At 47.9% G+C, this 23867-nt stretch carries 24 protein-coding genes; 2 read left to right on the forward strand and 22 right to left on the reverse strand.

What is annotated here, in order from left to right:
- Window positions 1–34 precede the first annotated feature (34 nt).
- The 15 genes from ffh to MHB54_RS02855 form a co-directional block, all read right to left on the reverse strand.
- On the reverse strand, window positions 35–1411 hold the full coding sequence (ffh, locus tag MHB54_RS02785; protein ID WP_023988170.1) for a signal recognition particle protein: 1377 nt from the start codon (window positions 1409–1411) through the stop codon (window positions 35–37).
- Window positions 1412–1463: 52 nt separating this feature from the next.
- Entirely contained in the window at window positions 1464–1832 is a 369-nt protein-coding gene (locus MHB54_RS02790; protein ID WP_023988169.1) for a putative DNA-binding protein, read from the reverse strand.
- Window positions 1833–1998: 166 nt separating this feature from the next.
- Window positions 1999–2649 carry a PAQR family membrane homeostasis protein TrhA gene (trhA, locus tag MHB54_RS02795; protein ID WP_023988168.1) on the reverse strand — a complete coding sequence of 217 codons (651 nt, stop codon included), beginning with the start codon at window positions 2647–2649 and terminating at the stop codon, window positions 1999–2001.
- A gap of 162 nt (window positions 2650–2811) precedes the next feature.
- Entirely contained in the window at window positions 2812–3828 is a 1017-nt protein-coding gene (gene ftsY / locus MHB54_RS02800) for a signal recognition particle-docking protein FtsY (RefSeq protein ID WP_264453893.1), read from the reverse strand.
- A gap of 38 nt (window positions 3829–3866) precedes the next feature.
- Window positions 3867–7436: a chromosome segregation protein SMC gene (gene smc, locus MHB54_RS02805; RefSeq protein ID WP_023988166.1), complete on the reverse strand. Its 3570-nt coding sequence runs from the start codon at window positions 7434–7436 to the stop codon at window positions 3867–3869.
- A 256-nt stretch (window positions 7437–7692) separates the two neighbouring features.
- A complete protein-coding gene (rnc, locus tag MHB54_RS02810) occupies window positions 7693–8391 on the reverse strand; it encodes a ribonuclease III (protein WP_013309856.1) in 699 nt (232 codons plus the stop codon).
- A 12-nt stretch (window positions 8392–8403) separates the two neighbouring features.
- Window positions 8404–9642: a beta-ketoacyl-ACP synthase II gene (fabF, locus tag MHB54_RS02815; RefSeq protein WP_023988165.1), complete on the reverse strand. Its 1239-nt coding sequence runs from the start codon at window positions 9640–9642 to the stop codon at window positions 8404–8406.
- A 228-nt stretch (window positions 9643–9870) separates the two neighbouring features.
- A complete protein-coding gene (locus MHB54_RS02820; protein WP_007429985.1) occupies window positions 9871–10104 on the reverse strand; it encodes an acyl carrier protein in 234 nt (77 codons plus the stop codon).
- A gap of 107 nt (window positions 10105–10211) precedes the next feature.
- On the reverse strand, window positions 10212–10961 hold the full coding sequence (fabG, locus tag MHB54_RS02825; RefSeq protein ID WP_023988164.1) for a 3-oxoacyl-[acyl-carrier-protein] reductase: 750 nt from the start codon (window positions 10959–10961) through the stop codon (window positions 10212–10214).
- A 51-nt stretch (window positions 10962–11012) separates the two neighbouring features.
- On the reverse strand, window positions 11013–11957 hold the full coding sequence (gene fabD, locus MHB54_RS02830) for an ACP S-malonyltransferase (RefSeq protein ID WP_023988163.1): 945 nt from the start codon (window positions 11955–11957) through the stop codon (window positions 11013–11015).
- An 81-nt stretch (window positions 11958–12038) separates the two neighbouring features.
- On the reverse strand, window positions 12039–13028 hold the full coding sequence (locus tag MHB54_RS02835; RefSeq protein WP_023988162.1) for a beta-ketoacyl-ACP synthase III: 990 nt from the start codon (window positions 13026–13028) through the stop codon (window positions 12039–12041).
- Between the two features lie 8 nt (window positions 13029–13036).
- Window positions 13037–14029, reverse strand: coding sequence for a phosphate acyltransferase PlsX (gene plsX, locus MHB54_RS02840; RefSeq protein ID WP_023988161.1), 993 nt, complete (start codon window positions 14027–14029; stop codon window positions 13037–13039).
- Complete coding sequence (gene fapR / locus MHB54_RS02845; RefSeq protein WP_007429980.1) at window positions 14013–14609, reverse strand: transcription factor FapR; 597 nt, start codon at window positions 14607–14609, stop codon at window positions 14013–14015. The genes plsX and fapR overlap by 17 nt, the downstream gene beginning before the upstream one ends.
- Window positions 14610–14891: 282 nt before the next feature.
- Complete coding sequence (rpmF, locus tag MHB54_RS02850) at window positions 14892–15065, reverse strand: 50S ribosomal protein L32 (protein WP_007429979.1); 174 nt, start codon at window positions 15063–15065, stop codon at window positions 14892–14894.
- A 187-nt stretch (window positions 15066–15252) separates the two neighbouring features.
- Window positions 15253–15771, reverse strand: coding sequence for a YceD family protein (locus MHB54_RS02855; RefSeq protein ID WP_023988160.1), 519 nt, complete (start codon window positions 15769–15771; stop codon window positions 15253–15255).
- 355 nt (window positions 15772–16126) lie between these two features.
- On the opposite strand from MHB54_RS02855, the gene MHB54_RS02860 reads away from it, so the two are divergent.
- Window positions 16127–17362 (forward strand): nucleotidyltransferase, encoded by a 1236-nt coding sequence (locus MHB54_RS02860; RefSeq protein WP_264453895.1) that lies wholly within the window; start codon window positions 16127–16129, stop codon window positions 17360–17362.
- Here MHB54_RS02860 and MHB54_RS02865 read toward each other — a convergent pair.
- Entirely contained in the window at window positions 17352–18383 is a 1032-nt protein-coding gene (locus tag MHB54_RS02865) for a YlbL family protein (protein WP_023988158.1), read from the reverse strand. The two genes, MHB54_RS02860 and MHB54_RS02865, sit on opposite strands and share 11 nt — an antisense overlap.
- 197 nt (window positions 18384–18580) lie before the next feature.
- Here MHB54_RS02865 and MHB54_RS02870 point away from each other — a divergent pair, with 197 nt between their 5' ends.
- Window positions 18581–19864: a nucleoside recognition protein gene (locus MHB54_RS02870; RefSeq protein ID WP_023988157.1), complete on the forward strand. Its 1284-nt coding sequence runs from the start codon at window positions 18581–18583 to the stop codon at window positions 19862–19864.
- Here the strand turns inward: MHB54_RS02870 and coaD are convergent.
- The 6 genes from coaD to MHB54_RS02900 form a co-directional block, all read right to left on the reverse strand.
- Window positions 19827–20348, reverse strand: coding sequence for a pantetheine-phosphate adenylyltransferase (gene coaD / locus MHB54_RS02875; RefSeq protein ID WP_013309846.1), 522 nt, complete (start codon window positions 20346–20348; stop codon window positions 19827–19829). The two genes, MHB54_RS02870 and coaD, sit on opposite strands and share 38 nt — an antisense overlap.
- A complete protein-coding gene (gene rsmD, locus MHB54_RS02880; RefSeq protein ID WP_023988156.1) occupies window positions 20341–20982 on the reverse strand; it encodes a 16S rRNA (guanine(966)-N(2))-methyltransferase RsmD in 642 nt (213 codons plus the stop codon). Before rsmD ends, coaD begins: the two co-directional genes overlap by 8 nt.
- Window positions 20983–21296: 314 nt before the next feature.
- Window positions 21297–21419, reverse strand: coding sequence for a cyclic lactone autoinducer peptide (locus MHB54_RS02885; protein WP_023988155.1), 123 nt, complete (start codon window positions 21417–21419; stop codon window positions 21297–21299).
- Between the two features lie 5 nt (window positions 21420–21424).
- Entirely contained in the window at window positions 21425–21940 is a 516-nt protein-coding gene (locus MHB54_RS02890) for an accessory gene regulator ArgB-like protein (RefSeq protein ID WP_023988154.1), read from the reverse strand.
- Complete coding sequence (locus MHB54_RS02895) at window positions 21933–22565, reverse strand: hypothetical protein (protein ID WP_023988153.1); 633 nt, start codon at window positions 22563–22565, stop codon at window positions 21933–21935. Before MHB54_RS02895 ends, MHB54_RS02890 begins: the two co-directional genes overlap by 8 nt.
- Before the next feature lie 171 nt (window positions 22566–22736).
- The gene (locus tag MHB54_RS02900) at window positions 22737–23855 is read right to left on the reverse strand and encodes an acyltransferase family protein (protein ID WP_023988152.1); all 1119 of its coding nucleotides are present in this window, start codon (window positions 23853–23855) and stop codon (window positions 22737–22739) included.
- Between the last annotated feature and the right edge of the window lie 12 nt (window positions 23856–23867).

The following is a 23867-nucleotide window of genomic DNA, read 5'->3' on the forward strand; positions in this document are numbered from 1 at the left end:
ATTGTTATCCCATAATTCCAAGGGCCTAACGGCCTTAGCGGAAAGGAAACTTCATACCTTTACCCATACTCTTCAGCTGCTTCATAGCCTTGTTTTTGCCACCCTTAGGTCCCATCATATCTGAGAACTGCTTCATCATGCGACGCATTTCGTCAAATTGCTTTATCAGACGATTTACCTCAGCCAGTGATGTTCCACTGCCTACAGAAATACGTTTGCGTCGGCTATGATTAATCATGTCTGGGTTTTGCTTTTCCTGTGTGGTCATAGAATGAACGATAGCCTCAATCCGGCCCATCTGTTTGTCATCCACTTTGATATCTTTCATTTGCTTCATGTTGCCCATACCGGGAATCATATCAAGAATCTGGTCGATTGGACCAAGCTTCTTAACTTGATCCATTTGCTCCAGAAAATCTTCAAAAGTAAACTCGGCATTACGCATTTTACGTTCCATTTCCTTCGCCTTATCGGCGTCGATATTGGACTGCGCTTTTTCAATCAGGGACAACATGTCACCCATGCCTAAAATCCGTGAAGCCATCCGTTCAGGATGAAACGGCTCCATCGCATCCAGCTTTTCACCCAATGTAGCAAACTTGATCGGGCATCCCGTCACAGCCTTAACTGATAAAGCTGCACCACCACGAGTGTCACCATCCAGCTTCGTCAGTACAACTCCCGTCAACTCCAAGCTACTATTAAAGTGCTCTGCAACGTTAACCGCGTCCTGCCCCGTCATGCTATCTACAACCAGTAGAACTTCATCCGGGTTGACGTTGGTATGAATCTGGCGTAACTCTTCCATGAGCTCTTCATCAACATGAAGACGACCAGCAGTATCTATAATAACGTAGTCATTACCATTATCCTTAGCATGCTGCAAACCCTGTTTCGCAATTTCTACCGGGCTTGTCTGATCTCCCAGTGTAAATACAGGAGTATTAATCTGCTCCCCCAGAACCTGAAGTTGCTTGATCGCGGCTGGTCTATAAATATCACCAGCTACAAGCAATGGACGATGATTTTGCTTTTGCAACAATTTCGCCAGTTTACCAGACGTCGTCGTCTTACCTGCGCCCTGGAGACCCACCATCATAATGACCGTAGGCGGTTTGTTTGCTTTGGCAAGCTTGGCCTGACTGCCACCCATCAACTCGGTCAGTTCCTTGTTCACGATGTCGATGATGACCATGCCTGGCGTAAAGCTGTCCATCACTTCCTTACCAACGGATTTCTCCTTTACCTTGGCAATAAAGTCCTTTACAACCTTGAAGTTAACGTCCGCCTCAAGCAAAGCTAATCGTACTTCACGCATCGCCTGAGCTACATCATCCTCAGACACTTTTCCTTTACCGCGCAGTTTACTGAATACATTTTGCAAGCGAGTCGATAATCCTTCAAATGCCATACTTTCGCACCTCCTTGTCTACCAGGGTTGTTTGTTCTTATATCTATATGTCCTACAATTCCTGCAGGCGATTTACAATTTGATGGACATGTTGCAGAGTGCCTTCATCGGACTCACCGATTTTACCGAATGCCTCATACAACGTCTTATTTAATTCTTCGAGATCTTGGATTCTACGCTCATACTTACTTAGCAAACCAAGCTTTTCCTCGTACATTTCCAATACCTGTTCAGCGCGTTTAATATGTTCATACACTGCCTGACGGCTAATTTGAAATTCCGATGCAATTTCCCCTAAAGAAAAATCATCATGGAAGTAATATTTTAAAAACATCTGTTGCTTCTCTGTAAGCAGAGGTTCATAGAAGTCAAACAGTCGGTTAATCCGGTTTGTCTTTTCCAGCCGATTCTCCTGACTCATCTTGTATACCTCCATCGTCAAGGAAAAACACTTTACAGTTCTTTTCAACGTTCCTTATGATACATAAAAGAAAAGAAGATGTCAAGCGTTATCCCTTGTCATACAAAAAAAAGCCGATCCACTGCCCTCAAACGGAAGTACGGATCGGCTTTTTGCCCACTGTTACTTAAACCCTTACTGGAGTAAGATACAGCAGAACAGCCAGAAAATGAAGTATGCTGCCTGCTAAAACAAACAGATGCCAGATCGCATGGTGATATGGAAATGCCCGCCACACATAGAAAATCGTGCCCAACGTATACATTAGACCACCTACGAACAATAACGTCATCCCTCCGGCGGGAACAGTCGCAACAAGAGGATTCCAGGCAATGGTGATGAGCCAGCCCATCACAATGTAAAACACGGTAGACATAAACAGAAAGCGCTTGGTGAAAAACGCCTTGAACAACACACCAAACAGTGCAATCCCCCAAATCACTCCAAACAGCGTCCATCCCATAGTACCTCGCAATGCAACGAGCATAAACGGGGTGTAGCTACCTGCAATGAACAGGTAAATGCAAGAATGATCGAATATTTCGAACAAATCTTTCATTTTCCCTTCACGCAGGCTATGAAGCAACGTTGAATTGGTGTACAACAGCAACATCGTAATCCCGTAAATCGTAAAGCTGACGACATGCCAAGTGGTTCCTTTCATGCTAGCAAAAACAATGAGCAACACAAGCGCTGCTACGCTTAAAACGGCTCCAATTCCATGTGTAATGGCGTTGGCTACTTCTTCCCGTCGGGAGTAGGTATAGGTGTTTGCCATCGGTTTTTCACCCGACTTCCTGATTTATATTTTACATACAAGATACATTACATATACGGCATCGACAGACTTCTTGCTTTCATTATACATCTGGGCGAACTTGAGCAGCAACAGGATGGCTACTTAGTCCCAAACGTAGCATGAAAGCCTACTTTAAACGTATCAGTTCTGTTCTTCCTCGCCTGTAGCAGTTGCTTCGACCGTCTCTTCCTGAATCAACCCCGCAAACAACGCATGAACGAATTGCTCGGAATCAAACGGTTGAAGATCATTCACTTTTTCACCTAAGCCCACCAGCTTAACAGGCAAATTCAGCTCCTGACGTATGGCCACAACAATCCCGCCCTTCGCTGTACCATCCAACTTCGTTAGTACCAGCCCGGTTACACCGCTTTTCTCACCAAACAGCTTGGCTTGGTTAAGTGCATTTTGTCCAGTCGTCGCATCAAGTACCAACAACACTTCATGTGGAGCATCTGGAATTTCGCGTTGAATCACACGGAAAATTTTGTTCAGTTCCTCCATTAGATTGCTTTTATTCTGAAGACGTCCTGCGGTATCACACAACAAAACATCCACTTTACGCTGCTTGGCAGCCTGTACGGCATCAAACATAACCGCAGCCGGATCGGAACCGGATTGCTGCTTAATAACCTCTACACCTGCCCGTTTGCCCCATACCTCCAACTGTTCAATCGCACCCGCCCGGAACGTATCCCCAGCAGCCAACAATACTTTTTTGCCCTCTTGTTTAAAACGGTGAGCTAACTTGCCAATGGTTGTTGTTTTGCCGACGCCATTGACTCCCACGAATAAAATGACTGTAATCCCGTCAGGACTCATTTTGAGCTGACTATTGTCATTACCCCGCAGCAACTCGGACAGCTTTTCCGACAATACAGGCTGTAACTCGGATGCGTCCTCGATTTTGCGCTTTTTCACTTCTTCTCGCAGGTCTTCAATGAGGTTCATAACCGTGTTGACGCCTACGTCTGCTCCGATCAGAATTTCTTCCAGTTCCTCATAAAATTCCTCATCAATCTTTTTACGGCGAATCATCAAGTCCGTTACTTTTTCAACAAAACCTTTACGTGTTTTTTCCAAACCATCTTTGAACTGTTTTGTGACAGATTCAGTTTTGTTTGCAATGCTTTCCTTCAATTTTCTAAAGAAACTCATGGATTCCCTCCGTTGGTCTGAAAGTATGTTATTTAATGTCAGGCAATCTCAGCTTCATCGTTGTCCAGCTTGACAGATACGAGTTTGGAAACCCCGCCTTCCTCCATCGTAACCCCGTACAGCACATCAGATTCTTCCATTGTGCCCTTGCGGTGTGTGACTACAATGAACTGTGTCTGCTCCGAGAATTCTCGTAAATACTGGGCAAAACGCACCACGTTTGCTTCGTCCAATGCAGCCTCTACTTCATCGAGTACACAGAATGGAACAGGTTTAACGTGTAAAATGGCAAATAGTAACGCCATCGCTGTTAACGCACGCTCACCGCCCGACAGTAGCTGCAAGTTTTGCAGTTTTTTGCCCGGTGGTTGAGCTACGATGTCGATTCCCGTCTCCAGCAAGCGTTCCGGGTCAAGCAGCACGAGATCAGCACGTCCGCCTCCGAACAGCTTGGAGAATACCGTTCCAAATTCGCGCCGAATAGCATCGAATGTAGTCTTAAAGCGTTTGGACATTTCTTCATCCATTTCACGAATAACCTGATAAAGCGTTGTCTTGGCCTCCACCAAATCAGACTTTTGCTCATCAAGAAACGTATAACGCTCATGCACACGCTGGTATTCCTCAATGGCACCTAGATTCACCTCACCTAACGCGGAAATACCACGTTTGAGCCTTTCAACCTCACTCTGCGTACCTTCAATATCTTCAGGTATAGGGTAACGCTGCTTGGCTAACTCATAGCTGAGTTCATAATCATCACTTAATTTTTTCAGAACATTTTCCAGTTCCACATCAAGTCGATTTACTCCAATTTCCGTTTGACGAAGCAACTCCTCCACTGACTTGAGCTGAATTCGCTGTTCTTTCGTGTCGTTCTCAGCCACTTCCAGCTTTTTGGACAAGCTGCTGCGTGCAGCCCGCTTGAATTCCAGTTGCTGTGCGGCTTCTTCCTTTTTCAAACGGTATTGATTGAGATTTTCAATCTGTTTCACGGTCTCCTGCTCATTGGTCAGCAAATCTGCTTCGATGGAAGCAAGCAAGGTCTTGTTTTGTCTCGAATCCTTACCAAGAGTATCATAATCCCCACGCAATCTGCGCAGCTGCTCTTCCAATGAAAAGCGCTCCTGGTCCAGCTTTCCTTCTCTTACCTTGAGATTCGTGAGCTCTCCCTGCAGCTGCTCTTTGGCAGATTCGTTGGCTTTACGGGCGAATTCGGCAGCGTGAATGGCCTGATGCGTTTTCTTCTCTTCTTCCTCCAGCGCAGCCAACTTTACCAACGCTTCTTCACGGGAAGTTTCCAGCTCCTTGATTTCCTGATCAAAGCCCTTTTTCTCCTGACCAGACGCAGCGACCTGCTCCAGAACATGACGAAGTTCATGCTCCAGTTGCTTGAGCTCCATTGCCATCTGCTGCTCTTCACCGCGCTTCACATCGCCGCCCTGACGCAACTCGTCCAGACGGGTCTGTGTCTCCTCCAGCTGGCGTTTGGTATCTATTGCACTCTGGCGCAACCTTGCAATTTGCTGCTCCGTATCTACAATGTCTTGATCCAACTGATCCAGCTGACGTTTACGTCCAAGCAGATTAGCATTTTTCTTGAACTGGCTTCCCCCAGTCATGGAACCCCCTGCATTGACAACATCGCCTTCCAAAGTGACCACGCGGTATCTATATTGGCAACGGGCCGCAATACGGTTTGCATCTTCCAACGTACGGGCAATGACCACATTCCCCAAGAGACTGCCTACAATTCCGGCATATCGATCATCATACTGAACAAGATCTGCACCGATCCCGACAAAGCCTTCAGCGCCTTCTGCAATTTGGCGTTCCCCCGCACCGATTTGACGCGGGCGGATAACATCCATAGGCAAAAATGTCGCTCTGCCCAGTTGACGTTGCTTTAGAAAACTGATCGCCTGTCTGGATACGGATTCATTTTCCATCACGATATGCTGAACTGAAGCACCCAAAGCGGTCTCCATCGCCTGCTCTAAATGCTCAGGCACCCGAATCAGCTCCGCTACCGCTCCATGTACACCGTGCAAGGTTTCTTTTCGTGCAGCCTTCAATACCTCTTTAACTCCAAGCATGAAGCCGTCAAAATCATCCTGCATTTCCTTCATCGTATCTCGCCGTGAAATTAGAGCCTCTCGTTTTTGTTCCCATTTACGAACCGTACCCTGGTTTTCTTCCAGTAGTTTTTGCAGGGCTTGGTACTTTTCACTTCCCTGAATATAGCCACTACGCAAACTACTGATTTCCTGCCCCAGCTTCTGAACAGCAGTTTCCAGTCCCTTTTTGCGCTGTTCAAGCTGTACTTTCTGGGCTTCCCATTTGCCGGATTCGTCACTTACACGAGTCACACGCCGTTCCAATGCTTCCTTCTGTTGGTCTGTATAACGAATTTCGTTACGCGCCTGTGCCATCTGATTCATCAGCTCCAGCAGACCACCCTTTAGGCTTTCTTCCTGCTCCTGGCTGATTCCGCCTGTAACACCAATCAGTTTGGCCTCTTCGTCAGACAGCCGCCCACGCAACTCGTCAAGCTCTACATTCAGTGCAGACAGCTTTTCGTTCAGTTGATCCAGTTCACTCCTGCGCTCGGAATGCCGTGATTCGCTTGTGCTAAGTGATAAGATCAATTGTTCCCGATTAGCCTCCAGATTGCGTGTGCGCTCTTTGAGCAATTCGCCGTAGCCTTCACTTTTCTCCGTCGCTTCACTGTATTGCAGCAGATCCCTTTGCAACCGCTCTACTTGCTCTTCCAGCTGGCGTAATTCGTTGCGGTCGCTTTCCAGCATCGCATCGTGGCGGGACACCACCGTAGACAACTGAAGCTGCTCCTGCTGCAGCAAAGCTAGTTTGGAAGTCGCATCGCTCCACGAAGTATGAATTTGTTCAATTTGATGGACGTACATTGAAATTTCTTTGGATTTCAATTCACCGCGCAGCTCTTTAAAATGAATCGCCTTTTCAGACTGCTCCTTAAGCGGTCCAATCTGATCCTCCAGTTCACTAACCAAATCGTGAATACGCAGTAAATTTTGCTCCGTTTCATCCAGCTTGCGAACCGCATCTTTTTTACGCGATTTATACTTTACGATACCCGAGGCTTCCTCAAAAATACCGCGACGATCCTCAGATCGGGTACTCAGAATTTCTTCAATGCGTCCCTGTCCAATAATTGAATAAGCTTCTTTACCAATCCCTGTATCCATAAACAGCTCTGTAATATCTCGGAGTCTGCATGATTGCCGATTAATGAAATATTCACTATCCCCACTTCGATGTACACGTCGCGTTACCGTGACTTCGCCAAAATCCAGAGGCAACGCCTGATCTTCATTATCCAACGTAAGCGATACTTCACCGTAATTAACAGCCTTACGAGCATCACTACCCGCAAAAATAATGTCCTCCATTTTGCCGCCACGCAGTGATTTGGCACTCTGTTCGCCAAGCACCCAACGAATCCCGTCGGAAATATTACTTTTTCCGCTTCCGTTGGGTCCGACGACTGCCGTAATGCCGCGGACAAATTCCATTTCCGTTTTATCTGCAAACGATTTGAAGCCCGCCAGCTCAATGCGCTTTAAAAACATGCTCAATCTCACCTCTAACATTTCAAATATGCTTGTACAACACCGTACACCTGATTGATATGAATTATCCCTATTGTAGCATAAACTAGCTTGTATAAAGCACAGTACCGACACTCACATTACACCAGCAAAGCCACGAAAAAAGAGCAAAACGCAGTCCATTCGCCATTACGGGCCGGGACTCCCCGCGGACTGCCCTTTGCTCTTACTTTGTGTCCCCTGCTTGCGTAACCCGTCCGGGCTGCTCAGGTACCGATTACGATTCTGCCAGCTTCAAACGGTTTAAAGCTACTGCCGCCGCTTGCTGCTCAGCTTCTTTTTTGGAGCGTCCTGTACCTGCCCCTAGCCGTTCGCTGTCCATATATACTTCAGCTACAAACTCGCGCTCATGGGCTGGTCCGCGCTCCTCTACAATCTTGTATTCAAGCATCCCCATGTTATGATGCTGCGTCAGTTCCTGAAGCTCTGTTTTGAAATCACTCATCTGAAGCTTACCGTTTAATACAATTTGAGGAAAAATATAACGTTCCAGAAACGAACGGACGGCCTCCAGACCCTGATCCAAATAAAGCGCACCTACGAACGCTTCGAATACATCAGCCAACAGAGCCGGACGAGTACGTCCACCTGTCAACTCTTCACCTTTTCCAAGCAGTACATATTGCCCAAACTCAAGCCCGACAGCAAACTTCACCAGAGAAGGCTCACAGACAATAGCTGCACGCAGCTTGGTGAGTTCGCCTTCGGGTCGGTTAGGGTACTGATTGTACAATTGCTCGGACACCGTCAGTTCCAGAACAGCGTCACCTAAAAATTCAAGACGCTCATTGTCTGCATGCTGACTGAACCGATGTTCGTTTACGTAGGAAGCGTGCGTAAAGGCCTGCTTCAGAAGCTGCCGATTGTTGAATTGAATATGAAGTTTCTGCTGTAATTGCTTCAAGTCTCCACTCAACGAACTGACCCCTTATGCTTCATATTTTTTTAGAATAACCGTAGCATTGTGACCGCCAAAACCAAAGGAATTGGACATAACCACATTCAGTTCCGCTTTTCTCGGCTTATTAGGTACATAATCAAGATCGCATGCCGGGTCTTGATTATCCAAATTAATCGTTGGCGGAATCGTCTGATGCTGAAGGGCGAGACCACAGATCACGGCTTCAACGCCGCCCGCTGCACCCAATAAATGCCCTGTCATCGACTTAGTTGAGCTGATCGCTACCTTATAGGCATGCTCTCCCAGCGTTTTCTTGACTGCTTCCGTTTCGGATTTATCACCGACTGGCGTAGATGTACCATGTGCATTGATATAATCAATCTCTTCAGGATTCAATCCAGCATCACGGATCGCCATTCTAATGCAGCGTGCTGCTCCCTCTGGATCAGGCTCCGTCATATGATGGGCATCGCCAGAAAGACCGTAGCCAATCACTTCACCGTAAATACGCGCACCACGCTTCAAAGCATGATCCAACGATTCTAGAATAAGAACACCAGAGCCTTCGCCCATAACAAACCCGTCTCTTTCGGTATCAAAAGGACGGCTTGCCTTTTCAGGCTCGTCGTTACGCGTGGACATTGCTCGCATGGAACAAAATCCAGCCATACCAATCGGACGAATAGTCGCCTCAGCTCCTCCGCAAATCATGGCGTCTGCGTCACCACGCTGAATCATGCGGAAGGAATCACCAATAGCATGACTGCCCGTGGCACAAGCCGTAACTGGTGATGTATTGGGGCCTTTAGCACCGAGTGAAATCGACACTTGACCGGAACCCATATTAGCAATCATCATCGGGATGAAGAAAGGGCTTACGCGTTTAGGTCCTTTTTCAATCAGTGCGTTGTGCTGATCCTCCCAAGTTCCCAATCCGCCAATACCGGAACCGACAGATACACCAACACGCTCAGCATCCGCATTTTCTCCGATTACAAGTCCGCTGTCCTCAAGCGCCAATTTACTAGCAGCAACCGCAAACTGCACAAAGCGGTCCATTTTACGCGCATCCTTACGTTCAATATAATCCTCTGGATTAAAATCTTTAATGGAAGCGGCTATTTTCGTAGTGTACTCACTTGTATCGAAAGCTTCGATTTCACTGACGCCGGATTTTCCAGCCATCAGATTATCCCATAGTGTGTTCAAATCCTGTCCCAGCGAAGTGATTACACCCATTCCTGTTATGACAACACGTTGTTTCAAAGATAATCACCTCTATGTCTACTGCATATTGTATTTTAAGACCGCACTCTCTTGTGCGTAAAAATAATATAGAATCAACTAAAGTTAGTAATGCCGCATACTCCTCAGCCTTTGACTAAGTGAAGCTGAGCCAGACTCAAAAACACGCGGCAATTCCGTCTTTAGTTCAATCTGTATAATTAGGAGAAAGTCCCGCCTGTAACAGAACGGGACTTTTGATGACATGAATTAGGTATGAGATTGTATGTACTTCACAACTTCACCTACAGTTGTAATTTTCTCTGCATCTTCATCAGAGATTTCCATATCAAACTCATCTTCCAATTCCATTACCAATTCAACTACATCGAGAGAATCAGCGCCTAAATCATCTTTAAAAGATGCTTCAAGTGTAACTTCGGCTTCGTCGGCTCCCAAACGGTCAACGACAATGCGTTTTACGCGCTCCAATACATCGGACATCCGGCTCACCTCCTCTTAGGTATTATACGAAAATTACAATTAAAATGCCATAGAAGAGAGTTTTCATTGACAACTCTTCATCGGGGCATGCGGATTGCAACATGCTACTACATATACATGCCGCCATCCACATGCAAAGTCTGGCCCGTCATATATGAGGAAGCATCCGAGGCCAAGAACAGCACCACGTCAGCAATTTCCTCAGGCCGTCCAAGACGGGCCAGCGGAATACCGCTCAGCATATTGTCACGCAAATCATCAGCCAGCACCTGCGTCATCTCAGTATCGATGAATCCAGGAGCCACACAGTTCACTGTAATACCTCTCGAAGCAAGCTCTCGAGCAGAGGATTTGGTAAGACCAATTACCCCTGCTTTAGCAGCAACGTAGTTGGCTTGTCCTGCGTTGCCAAGTACACCAACCACGGAGGAGATATTGATAATTCGGCCAGAACGCTGCTTCATCATTGGACGTGTTGCCGACTTAAGACAATTAAACACACCCTTCAGATTCGTTTCGATCACCTGATCGAATTCCTCTTCCTTCATGCGCATGATTAAATTATCTCTTGTTATGCCGGCATTATTCACCAGGATGTCAATCTTGCCCCAAGCGCCAATCACATCCTTGATCAACTGATCTGCTTCGTCAGCGCGACCGACATTTGCCTGAACTGTAATAGCCTCTACACCTTTGGCACGGATCTGCTCTGCTACCTCAGTCGCAGCCGCTTCACTACCAGCATAGTTTACCGCCACATTAGCACCTGCTTCAGCCAGCGCCAGCGCAATACTACGGCCAATTCCGCGCGACGCTCCCGTAACGAGCGCCGTTTTTCCACTCAATGGCTTAGACATCATAGTCCCCCCCTTGCAAGTATATAACCCGTTAAGGCAATGATTATACTTTTAACGGGCCTCCAAGGCTTCCGTTACAGAAGCAAACGACTCCAGGCTGCTTATATTATACAGCTTAACCGATTTGTCGATTTTTTTAACCAGTCCAGTCAATACACTTCCCGGTCCAAACTCAACAAAGGTGTCAACACCTTGTTCTAGTAGCCATGTTACACTGTCTTCCCACAGTACCGGAGAATAGACCTGATCCACCAACAGTTGGCGAATTTCGCTCCCCTCACGTACAGGTTTAGCTGTTACATTGGCAACAACCGGAACCTGAGCTTTCGAGAAAGTTACAGCCTCCAACTTGCCGGAGAGCTTGGTCGCTGCTTCCTTCATCAATGACGAGTGGAAAGGACCGCTAACCTCCAGAGTAATAGCGCGCTTGCCTCCTGCTTCCTTCACACGTTCAGCGACAGCAGCTACGCCCTCCTTCGTACCAGATACAACAATTTGTCCAGGACAATTGATGTTGGCTAGTTCGACCAGTTGACCAGACTTCGTAATATCACGGCACAATGCTGCCAATGCTTCACGATCAGCTCCCAACACAGCAGCCATCCCGCCTTGCCCATCAGGAATGGCCTGCTCCATGAACTCGCCACGTGTACGAACGATTTCAACCGCATCCTCAAATGCGAGGACACCGGAAGCGACTAGCGCGCTGTATTCTCCTAGACTGTGTCCAGCCACATAATCGGGATGAATGCCCATTTTTTCCTTGAACGCTTCATACAACGCAATGCTCGCCGTTAACAGTGCAGGCTGCGTATTGGATGTTTGCTTCAAAGCTGTGTCCGGCCCTTCAAAAATCAGTGTGCTTAGTGCGAACCCTAACCGTTCGTCCGCTTGGCGAAATACTTCTGTTGCAGCTGGAACTGCTTCATAAGCATCTTTAGCCATACCTACAGCTTGTGAACCCTGACCGGGAAATATAAATGCCGTTTTGCCCATCGTGTATGCACCTCTCTGTATCCAATGCTTGTCCTGTAAAACACTACACAAATTCAATATTATATCAAAAATTCCATTTTATCACCAGACAAGAACCGACGCTCCCCAGGTCAAGCCACCGCCAAAGCCCACCATTAATACACGGTCGCCTTCCTTCATGCGGCCTTCCTCAGCTGCTTCCACAAGAGCGAGAGGGATTGATGCTGCCGATGTATTCGCATATTTATGAACATTAACAACTACCTTTTCCTCTGGTAAATCCAGACGTTGCATCGCCGATTGGATGATGCGAACATTGGCTTGATGCGGAACGAACAGATCAATATCATCTTTGGACAGCCCTGCTTTTTCCAACACATCGACCGTTGCCGTTCCCATAACACGAACCGCGAACTTGAACACTTCGCGTCCGTTCATGTAAATATAGTGCTGTTTATTTTCCAGTGTGTCTGCACTCGCAGGCAAACGCGAGCCTCCTGCTTCCAACTTGAGTAAGCTGCCTCCGGCACCCTCAGCCCCGAGATCAAAGGATTGGAATCCTCTACCTTCAGGCACTTCGCCAATCACTACAGCTCCTGCACCATCTCCGAATAGAACACAGGTATTGCGGTCGGTATAATCTGTAATCCGAGAAAGACAGTCTGCCCCAATGATTAATGCATTATTATAGATACCTGTCTTAATGAAGCTCGTTGCCGTAGCCAGTCCGTATACAAAACCCGAGCATGCCGCAGACAAATCGAAAGCTGCTGCGCCTTTGGCTCCCAATTTATCCTGAAGAATGCAGGCAGTTGACGGAAACGCCATATCCGGTGTAACCGTAGCTACAATAATTAAATCCAGATCCTGTGCCGTCATACCCGCGGACTCCAACGCCTTAATTGCTGCTTCATAAGCTAAATCAGATGTAGCCTGCTCTGGAGCCGCAATATGGCGCTCCTGAATCCCTGTACGGCTGACAATCCATTCATCACTTGTTTCTACGATTGCTTCCAAATCTTTATTGGTCAGAATTTTCTCAGGTACGTATTTCCCTGTTCCGATAACACCAACCGGCCGTAATTTATTCATATCGTCACTCACTTCCTGCTGATTTCCTTGGATATACTTTCCACCAACCGGTTTTGCAAGGCCGTACGAGCCTGCCTTACCGCATTTTTGACGGCAACGCCGTCAGACGAACCGTGACTTTTCAGGACGAGTCCACTCAAACCCAGCAAAGGAGCCCCGCCATGCTCTTTATAATCCAATTTACCTTTCAGACTGCGAAGCTCAGGCATAATCAAGGCTGCCGCAAGCTTGGTCTTCAAGGATTTGGTGAATTGCTCTTTTAAGAGAGAAAATATGGCTCCGGCTGTACCCTCTAGCGATTTTAGCATGATATTTCCAGCAAATCCATCGCACACCAGTACATCGCAATTCCCGGTTAACACATCTCTCGATTCAACATTACCCACAAAATTGACAGGTAACTGCTCAATAAGTGGATATGCCAACTTCGTCAGTTCATTGCCCTTCCCAGCTTCGGTCCCCACATTTAGCAGACCCACCCTTGGAGAAGACACACCGTGAACTTTCTGACGATACAAGCTCCCCATCAGTGCATACTGGGCAAGATGCTCAGGCTTGGCATCCATATTGGCTCCCAAGTCCAGCGCTAGAATACCCTGATCATCTATCGTTGGTATCATCGGCGCGAGAGCCGGACGTTCAATGCCCTCCATTCTTCCAACCACCAGCAACCCTGTGGTCATTAGCGCGCCTGTATTACCTGCGGATATCATGGCATCCGCTTCGCCTTCTCTGACCATTCGACCAGCTACGACCATCGAGGCATCCTTTTTACGGCGCACTGCCTTTACAGGCTCGTCCTGCGCATCTATCATTTCGGATGCATGGCGAATGCTGAGGTTCGTCGGCAACGCCCTACCGTTCAGAACCGATTCAATTCGTTCCAGGTCACCAACCAGCGTAATGTCCGTATCCTTCCATTCCGCTGCCGCAGATAGCGCGCCCTCTACTGTCGCCTCAGGAGCATTATCTCCCCCCATGGCATCAATGGCGATCCGCATGCTGACTTCCTCCTTCGCTATACTCTTCCTCCGTGGAGCGATAAATGACAAAGTTGCCTTGGAACACCATTTCTTCTCCTACGTAGGCAAAGACTTCCACTTTAGCCTTCCCTTTTTGTTCTGGATTTGAGCGTACATATGCCTTGGCAATGCACTTCTCACCTAAATGAACCGGGCGGACAAAGCGTATATCCGCTGATGCAGTCAATGCTATCTCATCATTAATCACGGCAACGGCCAATGAATTGGCCTGAGCAAATACATAATGCCCCCGCGCAATGCCAGTACGCGAAAAAATATGTTCCTCTTTAATCTCAAAAATCGAAATACCGCTTCGATCCAACTGTAGATCAACGATATCCCCGATCACTTCATGCAAAGGCAAGGAACGAACCTGGTCGTAGGAGCGCTCAGCCATCAGCTTTAGCCGTTCCCGCAATTCTGGGATTCCCAGTTCCATCCGGTCCAGCCGAATAGTCTGAATACTTACCTTCAGCTGTCTTGTCAATTCCTGATCCGTTACGAACGGATTATCATCAATTAATTGAGTCAGCCGCTGCTGTCTCTGTCTCTTCGGCAAACGTTCGATGTCAGTGACGCCTCCTTTCCCTACAATAAACTGTCGTTCAGACGACAGTTCGGGTTACTTCACTTCACTTTCTAACGGCGAAACTTCAAGCCGATTTGTCTTCTTGTATGTATAAAGGAACCTCTTCGGCCCTTCTTTCTTAGAACCTGGTACTAAAACAGTATATAGCATGCTGACGTAAAAAGGAAGCATGCAGACAAAAAAAAGTAGCGCCTCACTGAAGTGAAGCGCTACTCTTCCTGCGAAGATTCCAAAGAATCCGCTTATCGGACATTATTGAGAGATGATCTCTCTAGCTTTGTACGTTCCGCAAACTTTGCACACATGGTGAGCAAGTTTCAATTCGCCGCATTCGGAGCATTTCACCATACCTGGTACTGCCAGTTTAAAGTGAGTACGACGTTTGTCGCGACGAGTTTTGGATGTTCTCCGTTGAGGTACTGCCATTATTCCCACCTCCTTAACCAGATCACCCCCGCATAGCGGGTATGACTTCTTATCTCATTCAAGACTGAAAGAAAATGCCAGAAGCAATTATCTTACAGCCGGTGAATCAAGCCTGCAACATCCACGCATCGGTTCAGTAACTCTCCGGCACAAGCGGATGATGATTTTTCAGAATTGAACTCAATTCTCATTTAAAAAAATCCTTAAGCCCTGCCAGACGCGGATCAATCTTTTCCGTATCGCCATCGTTACTGTCATCGGAGCCAATACTCCAGTTTTGTCCGGTCTTTGGTGCGATTCCCTGACAATCCTCACTGCACAAAGGCGCAAACGGCACATGCAGTACAAACAGTTCTTCACAATACGGTGCAATGTCGAAGGAGTCCTCCGTCACTGCGATAAAATCGCCATCTTCATCCTCCTCTTCAACACTCGAAGAGGTTTGCTTGAACCGTTCACGGAATTCAATCTTTAAATCCTCGTGCATCGGGCTTAAACAGCGTGAACACAGCATGTCCAGACCTGCGGTCAACGTGCCTTCCACGCTCATCAAGCCTTGACCCAGACTAACGGCGACCAAGTCGGTCTCCAGCGGGGAAACGGCCGTAACATCAGCACGATCATCCACCAATTCACTCACATTAAGAGATTCACGGATAGGAAAAGGACCGTCACTTGTTGCTACTTTGCGAAAAAATAGTTGCATCACTATCACTCCAAACAAACAAAAATTATTATACCGACTGATCGAGTCGTTTGTCAACACCTTTCACTTTACACCACTCACAAATCCACCGGTTTTCCAATGGTTCGACAAGTTTTATGCAGAAGCAAAAATGCATTGTGCTAAACATGTACCGATGAGTATTCGTACCCCCGCCACTCTTCGTGTACAATAATGCGAGTATAAAGCTTTTTCGTCCAGGTCTCAATGGTCTTGTTCATGCCGACGATGAAAAACAGTATAGCTGCCCTGAAAACAATCATTCACGGGTACTTAACCATTATTATCAAAATAGTTACCCAATAAGTTACTTTAAGAAAGGAGCCGACATACGGTCTTGAAAACACTCGGTATGATTGTAGAGTACAATCCTCTGCATAACGGACATGTCCATCACTGGGAGGAGTCTCTTCGCATCACTGGTGCACAGCGCACAGTGGCTGTGATGAGTGGCCCTTTCCTTCAGCGGGGTGAACCCGCGATTACAGACAAATGGTCCCGCACCGAAATGGCACTCGCCATGGGTGTGGACCTGGTTCTGGAGCTGCCTGTGGCCTATGCCGTCCAGCCTGCAGAATGGTTTGCCCGCGGAGCGGTCGCCCTGCTCCATGCGACGGGCATCGTCGATGCGCTCTGCTTCGGTAGCGAGAGCGGAGACATCGCCCCGCTGCGCGCGCTGGCCCGCGTGCTGGCGGCAGAGTCGGCCGAGCTCAAGGCCGGCATCGCGCAGCGCCTAAGCAGCGGCGCGAGCTATCCCGCTGCCTACGCGGGAGCCGCAGCCGCGCTGGCGGCCGAAGGAGAGGACGGCGCTGCGCTCGCCGCCCTCATGCAGCAGCCCAACAATACGTTGGGGCTGCATTACTTGATTGCGCTGGAAAGGCTGGGCAGCACAATCAAGCCCTTCACGGTAGCCCGCACGGGATCGGGCTACCATGAAGCCGCGGCCCCTACGGACGGAGTCATCGCCAGCGCCACGGCCATCCGCCGTCTGCTGCTGAACGGCGGGCCTGAGGCCGCGTCGCCGTACATACCTGCGGCGACACTGGAGATTTTGCAGCGCGAGTGGCAAGCCGAACGCGCGCCGCTGCATTGGGAAGCGTTCAGCCAGCCGCTGCTGAACGCTCTGATCACACGTAGCCCGCAGCAGCTGGCGGAGCTGCACGAGGTCACCGAAGGGCTGGAGCATCGTCTGCGGCAATCGCTGTACACGTTGCCCCAGCCTTCTGTGGAGGCCCTGCTCGCCGCGATCAAGACAAGGCGCTATACTCGTACGAAGCTTCAGCGGATGTGTACACATATTTTGCTGAATCATGCCAAAACCGATATGACTCCGGCTGAGCTGGCGAAAGGTCCGGGCTATATCCGCGTGCTCGGCTTTAACAGGGCTGGACGCGAGCTGCTGGCACGTATGAAGCAGACAGCCACCCTTCCGGTATGGGTCAAGCTGTCTGCCGGATCACATCCTCAGCTGGACTGGGATACAGCCGCAGCCGCCATATACGCAGCTGGGATGCCACGTCCCGCCATCCGCGACATGTATGCTGATTACTTGCGACCGCCCATTATGGTTTGATGGGCAGCTTTTCCATATAATCCAGCGCATCGCCAAGCTTGCGAACCGGAACAAGCTTCATCCGGGTTCCAATTTGCTCAGCTTTGGCCTTCGCCTCTTTATAATTATCTGCAGGGACGAAAAACAAATCCGCATCCTGACGGTCAGCAGCAACTATTTTATACTTTGCACCACCAATCGCTCCAACCTGACCGTCCTTATCAATAGTACCCGTACCGGCTGCACGATATCCCTTACTCAGATCACCTGGTGTCAGTTGGTTATAGATTTCCATGGTAAACATCAACCCTGCCGAAGGACCGCCAACATCCGTAGATGTAAAATGAATCGTTTTACGTCCATCCTTCGGCTGTACCTTCTGTACCGTGGCAATACTGACGCCAAATCCAGAACGTTGCTTGCCCGTCTCACTGTCCTTGATGGTCGTTAAGGGAGCTTGCACGGTCAGCAACTTTCCATCACGCTTTAGCTTCACTTTAGCCATTGTTCCCGGTTTTTCGTCCTCCAAAGCCTTCCGAATGGAACGATTATCGGTCACCCTCACTCCGTTCAGCTCCAATATTTCATCTCCAGGCTCGAACACGCTGTTCGAGCCCGGGACCTTAAATACATACACATAATCTGGCACAATCCGATAGGGGACATGGGCACGGGTGTAGGCAGCCTCCATTGCGGAAGATTGGGAATCCCCCATATACCATACCTGTTCTGCCGCATATTCGTCTTCACTTCTTCCATGCAGACGATCCTCTTTGCGTTGAATCTCCGAATTGCGGTCCAACTTGGACAGGCCCAACATGATAACATTGGCATAACGCGCCGATACCGTCGTCATCATAAAAGTCCCCCGTTCGATGCTGTCACCCTCCTGGACTCTAACCATCGGTTTGATCTCGTTTGCCCCACCTGGTCCATAGATCAGATAAGGGGTTGGCATATAGACCAGCACATAGACCATTGCAGCCAGCATTAAGACATAACCGGTTGTAAAAAAAGCTCTTTTCCGGTTTATTCGTTTCATTGCTTCTCCCCCTTACAGCCTAACTTCTCCTATCTTACCCAAGTGCCTCTACGCCACCTGTTCTCAAGCCTTCCGAAAAAGCATACATTGTTTACGACAACGTATACGAACAACCTATCCCAAGACAACGAACGTGAATAAACGCTGGAGACAGCATCCGACTCTCCTTAGTATATTTATGAGAGGTGAATTCTTTGATGCAAAAGGAAGCCCATTCCGCTCCTTATTGGACAACCGTACTGCTTGGCCTTGGAGCCATTTTACTTGTACTGGCTGTTGTCGCCTCACCAGAAAAAGTATTTCAAGCCTCTACTCAAGGCCTTAAGCTATGGTGGAGTATTATTTTCCCGGCCATGTTGCCTTTTTTGATGCTGTCCGAAATGCTCATCGCCTTTGGTCTAGTCCATGGACTAGGTGTCCTGCTGGAGCCGTTTATGCGATTCTGGTTCCGTCTACCCGGGCGAAGCGGCTGGGTGTTGGCCCTCGGCCTGACCGCAGGATTCCCGGCTGCTGCGGAAGCAGTGCGCCAATGGGCACAACAGGAGGATATGACCGCGTTTCAGCTTCGACGTCTAACCGCTATCGCTCATTTCTGCAATCCGATTACCATCCTGCTCGTCATCGGGACAGGGCTACTGCACAATGCTGCCGCAGGTGTGATGTTACTTGCCGTTCACTGGATTTCCGGGCTGCTGGCAGGCTGGATCACAGCCAGACTACCTGTACCGTCCAAAGAATTGCAAAAACGGGAAACGCCAGCTGCCCTCCGGCGCACCTCAGTTTCCCGTACTTCTCCCTCCCTGATCCGATCCGCATGGGAAGCTACCCGCTCTGCCAGAGAACGGGACGGCCGCAGTTTCGGAAAACTGTTGGGCGAAACCGTATCCCATGCTGTACAGACGCTGATGGTGACAGGTGGATTCATTATTTTCTTTTCCGTACTGATTCGACTGCTGTCCATATATACAGGCCAAGGATCGCTTTCTTTCATATGGCCTGCCTGGATGGAAATCCATCTGGGTTCCTATGAAATCAGCCGTCTGCCCTTTGATCTCCGTACACAAGCAGCCCTGATCAGTGCTGTGTTGGGCTGGGGTGGCCTGTGCGGCTGGCTTCAAATTACCGCCGTCACCAGGCCTTCCGACAAGGGCATCACCTTCACCCTGTCACGAGTGCTCCATGGGATCATTGCTTTTGGACTTACCTTGGCGACATGGGTCCCGCTTAGCCGCATCTTCAGCAATACAACTCCCGCTTACGTCAGTCGCAGTTCTGTGTCTTCTTTTGCGGAAAGCGTAAATGAATCCGCCACGCATCCTGTCATGGCCGGAGCCAGCGGCTTATTAACACAAATTGAAGGAACATCTATGTACCCCTGGCAACTAACCGTACTGTCCATTGCACTGTTAGGTACAATTATAGTTACCCTGCTGGCCTTTTCCTTTATGACTTCATGGTGGAGCCGCCACGATTCGCGTTGACCTTCGCACGCAGTGCGTCTTCCACCTCCGGTGCCACCAGATCTACAACCTTGCCATCAAAATGCGCAATTTCCTTCACCATACTGGAACTCAGATATGAATAAGCTGGATTGGTCATCATAAAGATCGTTTCCGCATCCGGGTTCAGCTTATGATTTGTAGAGGCTAATTGTAGCTCATATTCAAAATCAGTCACCGACCGAATTCCTCTGACAATAACCTGGGCCCCTTTTTGACGTACATAATTAGCTGTCAGATCACGGAAGCTGTCCACTTCAACGTTCGGGATATCGCGAGTTACCGTTCGCAGTAACTCCATTCGTTCCTCAAGTGAAAACAGCGGATTTTTACTAATATTGTTAAGAACCGCGACAATCAATAGATCAAACTGTCTGGCTGCTCTTTGAATAATATCCTGATGCCCCATCGTCACGGGATCAAAAGTTCCCGGATATACAGCAATACGTGGTTTGTGCTCAATCATGATGGTCCTCCCCGTCTGATTCGCTGATGCCGAATTTGACCCCTTCGGCTTCTGTATGTTCTACGACATCCGACAAAACATCGGCTGCAAAATGATAAATAGATAACGCCGTTTCACCATAAACTGCTTTTCTGACCTGTTCGAACGGCCCGAAGCTTTCCGGATATTCATGTCCCGATTCATACTCCAGCACGATGATTGCATCTGAACGAAGCAAGTTCAACTCAGCCATACGGCTCATTAATTCATCTCCGTGTTTGAGACGATAGGGTGGGTCCAGAAAAACAGCATCAAAAAGAGCTCCACGTTTTGCCAGCACCTTGAGCGCTCGTCCGGCATCATTGCGGAACACTTCAGCCTGTCCTTCCAATCCAGTTTTTCGCAAATTTTCTTTAATGACATCAATGCTTTTGGATTCCATATCAATAAAAACAGCCTTGTCCATTCCCCGGCTAAGCGCCTCTATACCCAGGCCACCACTGCCAGCAAACAGATCAAGTGCGACTCCCCCATCAAAATAAGGACCTATCATGCTAAATAGCGCTTCCTTGACCTTATCCGTGGTCGGCCGCGTCCCTGTGCCGGGAACTGCCTTTAACGGCCTTCCTTTGGCACTACCCGATACCACTCTCACGCTGAAACTCACCTATTTTCTATATGTGTTCATAACCATATAAGATTATGACGCTATCGTACCACATGCACCGCCGTTTGAAAAACTTAGGATGAGGCAGGTATAAAAAACCATTCCCTGGGCATCCTTAGGATATCGGCATTCAACCAATGTCGTAGACAACCGCGGAGAAGACTTACGTTTCCCCATAAGCTCTTCGTCCGGTTTCTCCTCTCCCATTCGGGCGCTCTTTAATGGAGCGCCTGATTTTTTTGCATAAAAAGAAGCTGCTTAATAGCAGCTCTATGTATCATTTTTCTATTTCGGCATTTTGTTTATTTCAGCAGTTCCTCGGGTGTATCCCCTTGATAAACATACACGTAACTCGCCACTGATACAGCAAATGTTGCAAACATAGACAACGATGTAGCTAATCCATATACCATTTTCCTCATCATTCCACTCACCTCCTTCCCCGGATCAATGTTAGGCTCTGGACCAAAAAAGCAATAGCCACTACAGAGGAACCGATTACAAAATTAGTACATACAAGCAAGGAGGATAACAGTCGCAAGAGGGGATAAAATTGTACTGGAATGCGCGACTGCTTTTCAATTCTGGACGGGGCAAAACATAAAACGAGAATGAGAGCTATTCCGGTAAACAGGTTTGTCCACCAACTATTTAAGGCCATGCAGGATATGTAAGTAAAAGCTGCTGAGGTCACCAACACACATGCCATGCCCGTTTTCAAATGAATGCCTCCTGATATTTGGCGCAGCAGGGCGAAAGCGACGAGAATCATTACAGCCTCTACCATCCGCCCCGTGAAGATTGAGGCGAATAGTGTTAACACGATGATCATGGACGCATTCAGAATGAGAGCAAGTGCGTATTTAAGTACCGCGACAGAGGCCGGATGATCAGGCACAGTACGTTTGATCTGGTTAGCAAGTTTGAAAGCCATCGCTTCAATCATCCCGGTATTCCTTTCCGATTGCATAATAGATGAAAAATCCCGAAACCAGTGCAAAAAATATCATATTTAACCATACCTCGTTATAGTAGAGCACAATAGAAGTTGAAATGAGCGACAGGATAATCAGCGTGATGACAATGCCATATTCCTCTTTGAACTTTAGCTTCTTGAAATTAGGGGAAAAGCCGATCCCTTTTCGATACAACATCAATGAAATAAGCAGTCCTACTGCCGCGCTTACCACTTGTAGCAGATAGCCCTTCAAGGACCCATCCTGCAGCTCAGAAACCGGAAGGTTGCCGAACATGACTTTTAGGAATACCGACTGAACAACGGCATATGCAAAATAACCTGTAACCGTCATAATACCGGACCACACAATCGGAATCTTCACGACCGTAGCAAGTAAAAAAATAAAAAGCAGCATATTTACGACAGGCACCAAATACGAAAAGGAAAACTCCTCTCGGAGCATATAACTTTGCAAATTCATAATCAGGTTAACAAAAATGGCCTGCCATAGATAAGGGGTCATTTTAACTTTAAAAATACTCAAAATCAGCGCAAAAACAGCTACTCCCTCAAGCGTGGAGAAAAGCAAAAAGCCGATTGGCTTCAAAAGCATGCGTGCATCTCCTTTACAATTCCAACAAACCTCATCGGTGTATTCAAAAACTTGGATGTACATCGAATATAAAGGGCTGGGAGCTACTTTTCAAGAGGTCTTTTCAATTATTTCATAGATTTATTCAAGCACTTCAACCAAATGTTATCGGATGCTGTTTCAAGTTGCAGCTTAGGCAACACTTTCTTTGACCGAATCTCCCTGCTTGTGCACAGACTTCATACGTGAGATAAGCTTTTTCCCCCAACGGATGCCGGGCTGTTCAATCCACGAGTAGGTAAACCAGGATAGTCCGATGGTGAATAGCAACGTCATGATAAACATAAGTGTGAGGCTGACTAGGGGAGCAAAAGGTAGTTTAACCTGTACGATTAGTCCCAGAACCAGCATATGCGTCAAATACATGCTGTAACTAAGACGGCCGATCCATGACCACACCCGATTAAGCAGCCAGATCGGCTGCCAGTGATACAAAGCATACGCTCCCAGCAGCAACCCGATACCTATGAGATAATCGGTCATACCTCCAAAAAATGCAAATAGCACAGAAACCAGCAGCCAACCTCCACTGACCCGGTCTATACTTTTCCAATGCCGCTCGTCTTTCCAAATGAAAAACAACAATATACCTAGTCCAAAGACAGGCAATTGATTCGGAAACCATAAATACAGATAGTGCCCCCATAAAGAGTGATCATTAATCCATGGATATTGAGCAAATACCGCATTTAGCCCAAAGCTTACCACAAGTGCCATCACAACAAACCAGGTCGCATGGCGGATTGATCGGATCAGCTTAAATAATAGGGGGATAAACAGATAAAACATACATTCCACCGCAATGGACCATTCCACACCAATAATGCTGTTGATCCAGTACGGATTCAGACCATTCAAAAACAGGAAATGAGCTGCGATATTGGCGGCAGTGACTCCCTCCTGATCTCCAAGCCAAAATCGTGGACCTGTCCCGTTCACAACCAAATAGATTCCTAACATCACGTAATACAAAGGAGCAATTCGAAAAAAACGACGCAACAGGTAAGCTGAAGTTCTTTCCCTCTTGTCACCTGAACGTCTGCTCAAGGACAGAAATAGTGTAAAAGCGCTGGCCATATAAAATAAAGCGACTCCTTTAGCTCCTATACTCAAGCCTTTTTGCAACCATCCGTTTAATCCGTCTACATGCTGGCTGACATGCACAAGTAAAACTCCAATAATAGCCAGCGCCCTCAGCGTATCTACAAATTGCAGCTTGTCATCTTCCATTTTCCCCTTGGCTTCGGGCATCGTATCCCTCCA

Source organism: Paenibacillus sp. FSL M7-0802, from assembly GCF_038004945.1.
Taxonomy (GTDB): domain Bacteria; phylum Bacillota; class Bacilli; order Paenibacillales; family Paenibacillaceae; genus Paenibacillus; species Paenibacillus polymyxa_B.

What these genes read in the sequence shown, in the direction of transcription:
- ffh (WP_023988170.1), bottom strand. Translation starts at nt 1,411, where the DNA reads ATGGCATTTGAAGGATTATCGACTCGCTTGCAAAATGTATTCAGTAAA.
- MHB54_RS02790 (WP_023988169.1), bottom strand. Translation starts at nt 1,832, where the DNA reads ATGAGTCAGGAGAATCGGCTGGAAAAGACAAACCGGATTAACCGACTG.
- trhA (WP_023988168.1), bottom strand. Translation starts at nt 2,649, where the DNA reads ATGGCAAACACCTATACCTACTCCCGACGGGAAGAAGTAGCCAACGCC.
- ftsY (WP_264453893.1), bottom strand. Translation starts at nt 3,828, where the DNA reads ATGAGTTTCTTTAGAAAATTGAAGGAAAGCATTGCAAACAAAACTGAA.
- smc (WP_023988166.1), bottom strand. Translation starts at nt 7,436, where the DNA reads ATGTTTTTAAAGCGCATTGAGCTGGCGGGCTTCAAATCGTTTGCAGAT.
- MHB54_RS02820 (WP_007429985.1), bottom strand. Translation starts at nt 10,104, where the DNA reads ATGTCCGATGTATTGGAGCGCGTAAAACGCATTGTCGTTGACCGTTTG.
- fabG (WP_023988164.1), bottom strand. Translation starts at nt 10,961, where the DNA reads ATGTCTAAGCCATTGAGTGGAAAAACGGCGCTCGTTACGGGAGCGTCG.
- fabD (WP_023988163.1), bottom strand. Translation starts at nt 11,957, where the DNA reads ATGGGCAAAACGGCATTTATATTTCCCGGTCAGGGTTCACAAGCTGTA.
- MHB54_RS02835 (WP_023988162.1), bottom strand. Translation starts at nt 13,028, where the DNA reads ATGAATAAATTACGGCCGGTTGGTGTTATCGGAACAGGGAAATACGTA.
- plsX (WP_023988161.1), bottom strand. Translation starts at nt 14,029, where the DNA reads ATGCGGATCGCCATTGATGCCATGGGGGGAGATAATGCTCCTGAGGCG.
- rpmF (WP_007429979.1), bottom strand. Translation starts at nt 15,065, where the DNA reads ATGGCAGTACCTCAACGGAGAACATCCAAAACTCGTCGCGACAAACGT.
- MHB54_RS02855 (WP_023988160.1), bottom strand. Translation starts at nt 15,771, where the DNA reads ATGCAACTATTTTTTCGCAAAGTAGCAACAAGTGACGGTCCTTTTCCT.
- MHB54_RS02865 (WP_023988158.1), bottom strand. Translation starts at nt 18,383, where the DNA reads ATGAAACGAATAAACCGGAAAAGAGCTTTTTTTACAACCGGTTATGTC.
- MHB54_RS02870 (WP_023988157.1), top strand. Translation starts at nt 18,581, where the DNA reads ATGCAAAAGGAAGCCCATTCCGCTCCTTATTGGACAACCGTACTGCTT.
- coaD (WP_013309846.1), bottom strand. Translation starts at nt 20,348, where the DNA reads ATGATTGAGCACAAACCACGTATTGCTGTATATCCGGGAACTTTTGAT.
- MHB54_RS02885 (WP_023988155.1), bottom strand. Translation starts at nt 21,419, where the DNA reads ATGATGAGGAAAATGGTATATGGATTAGCTACATCGTTGTCTATGTTT.
- MHB54_RS02890 (WP_023988154.1), bottom strand. Translation starts at nt 21,940, where the DNA reads ATGATTGAAGCGATGGCTTTCAAACTTGCTAACCAGATCAAACGTACT.
- MHB54_RS02895 (WP_023988153.1), bottom strand. Translation starts at nt 22,565, where the DNA reads ATGCTTTTGAAGCCAATCGGCTTTTTGCTTTTCTCCACGCTTGAGGGA.
- MHB54_RS02900 (WP_023988152.1), bottom strand. Translation starts at nt 23,855, where the DNA reads ATGCCCGAAGCCAAGGGGAAAATGGAAGATGACAAGCTGCAATTTGTA.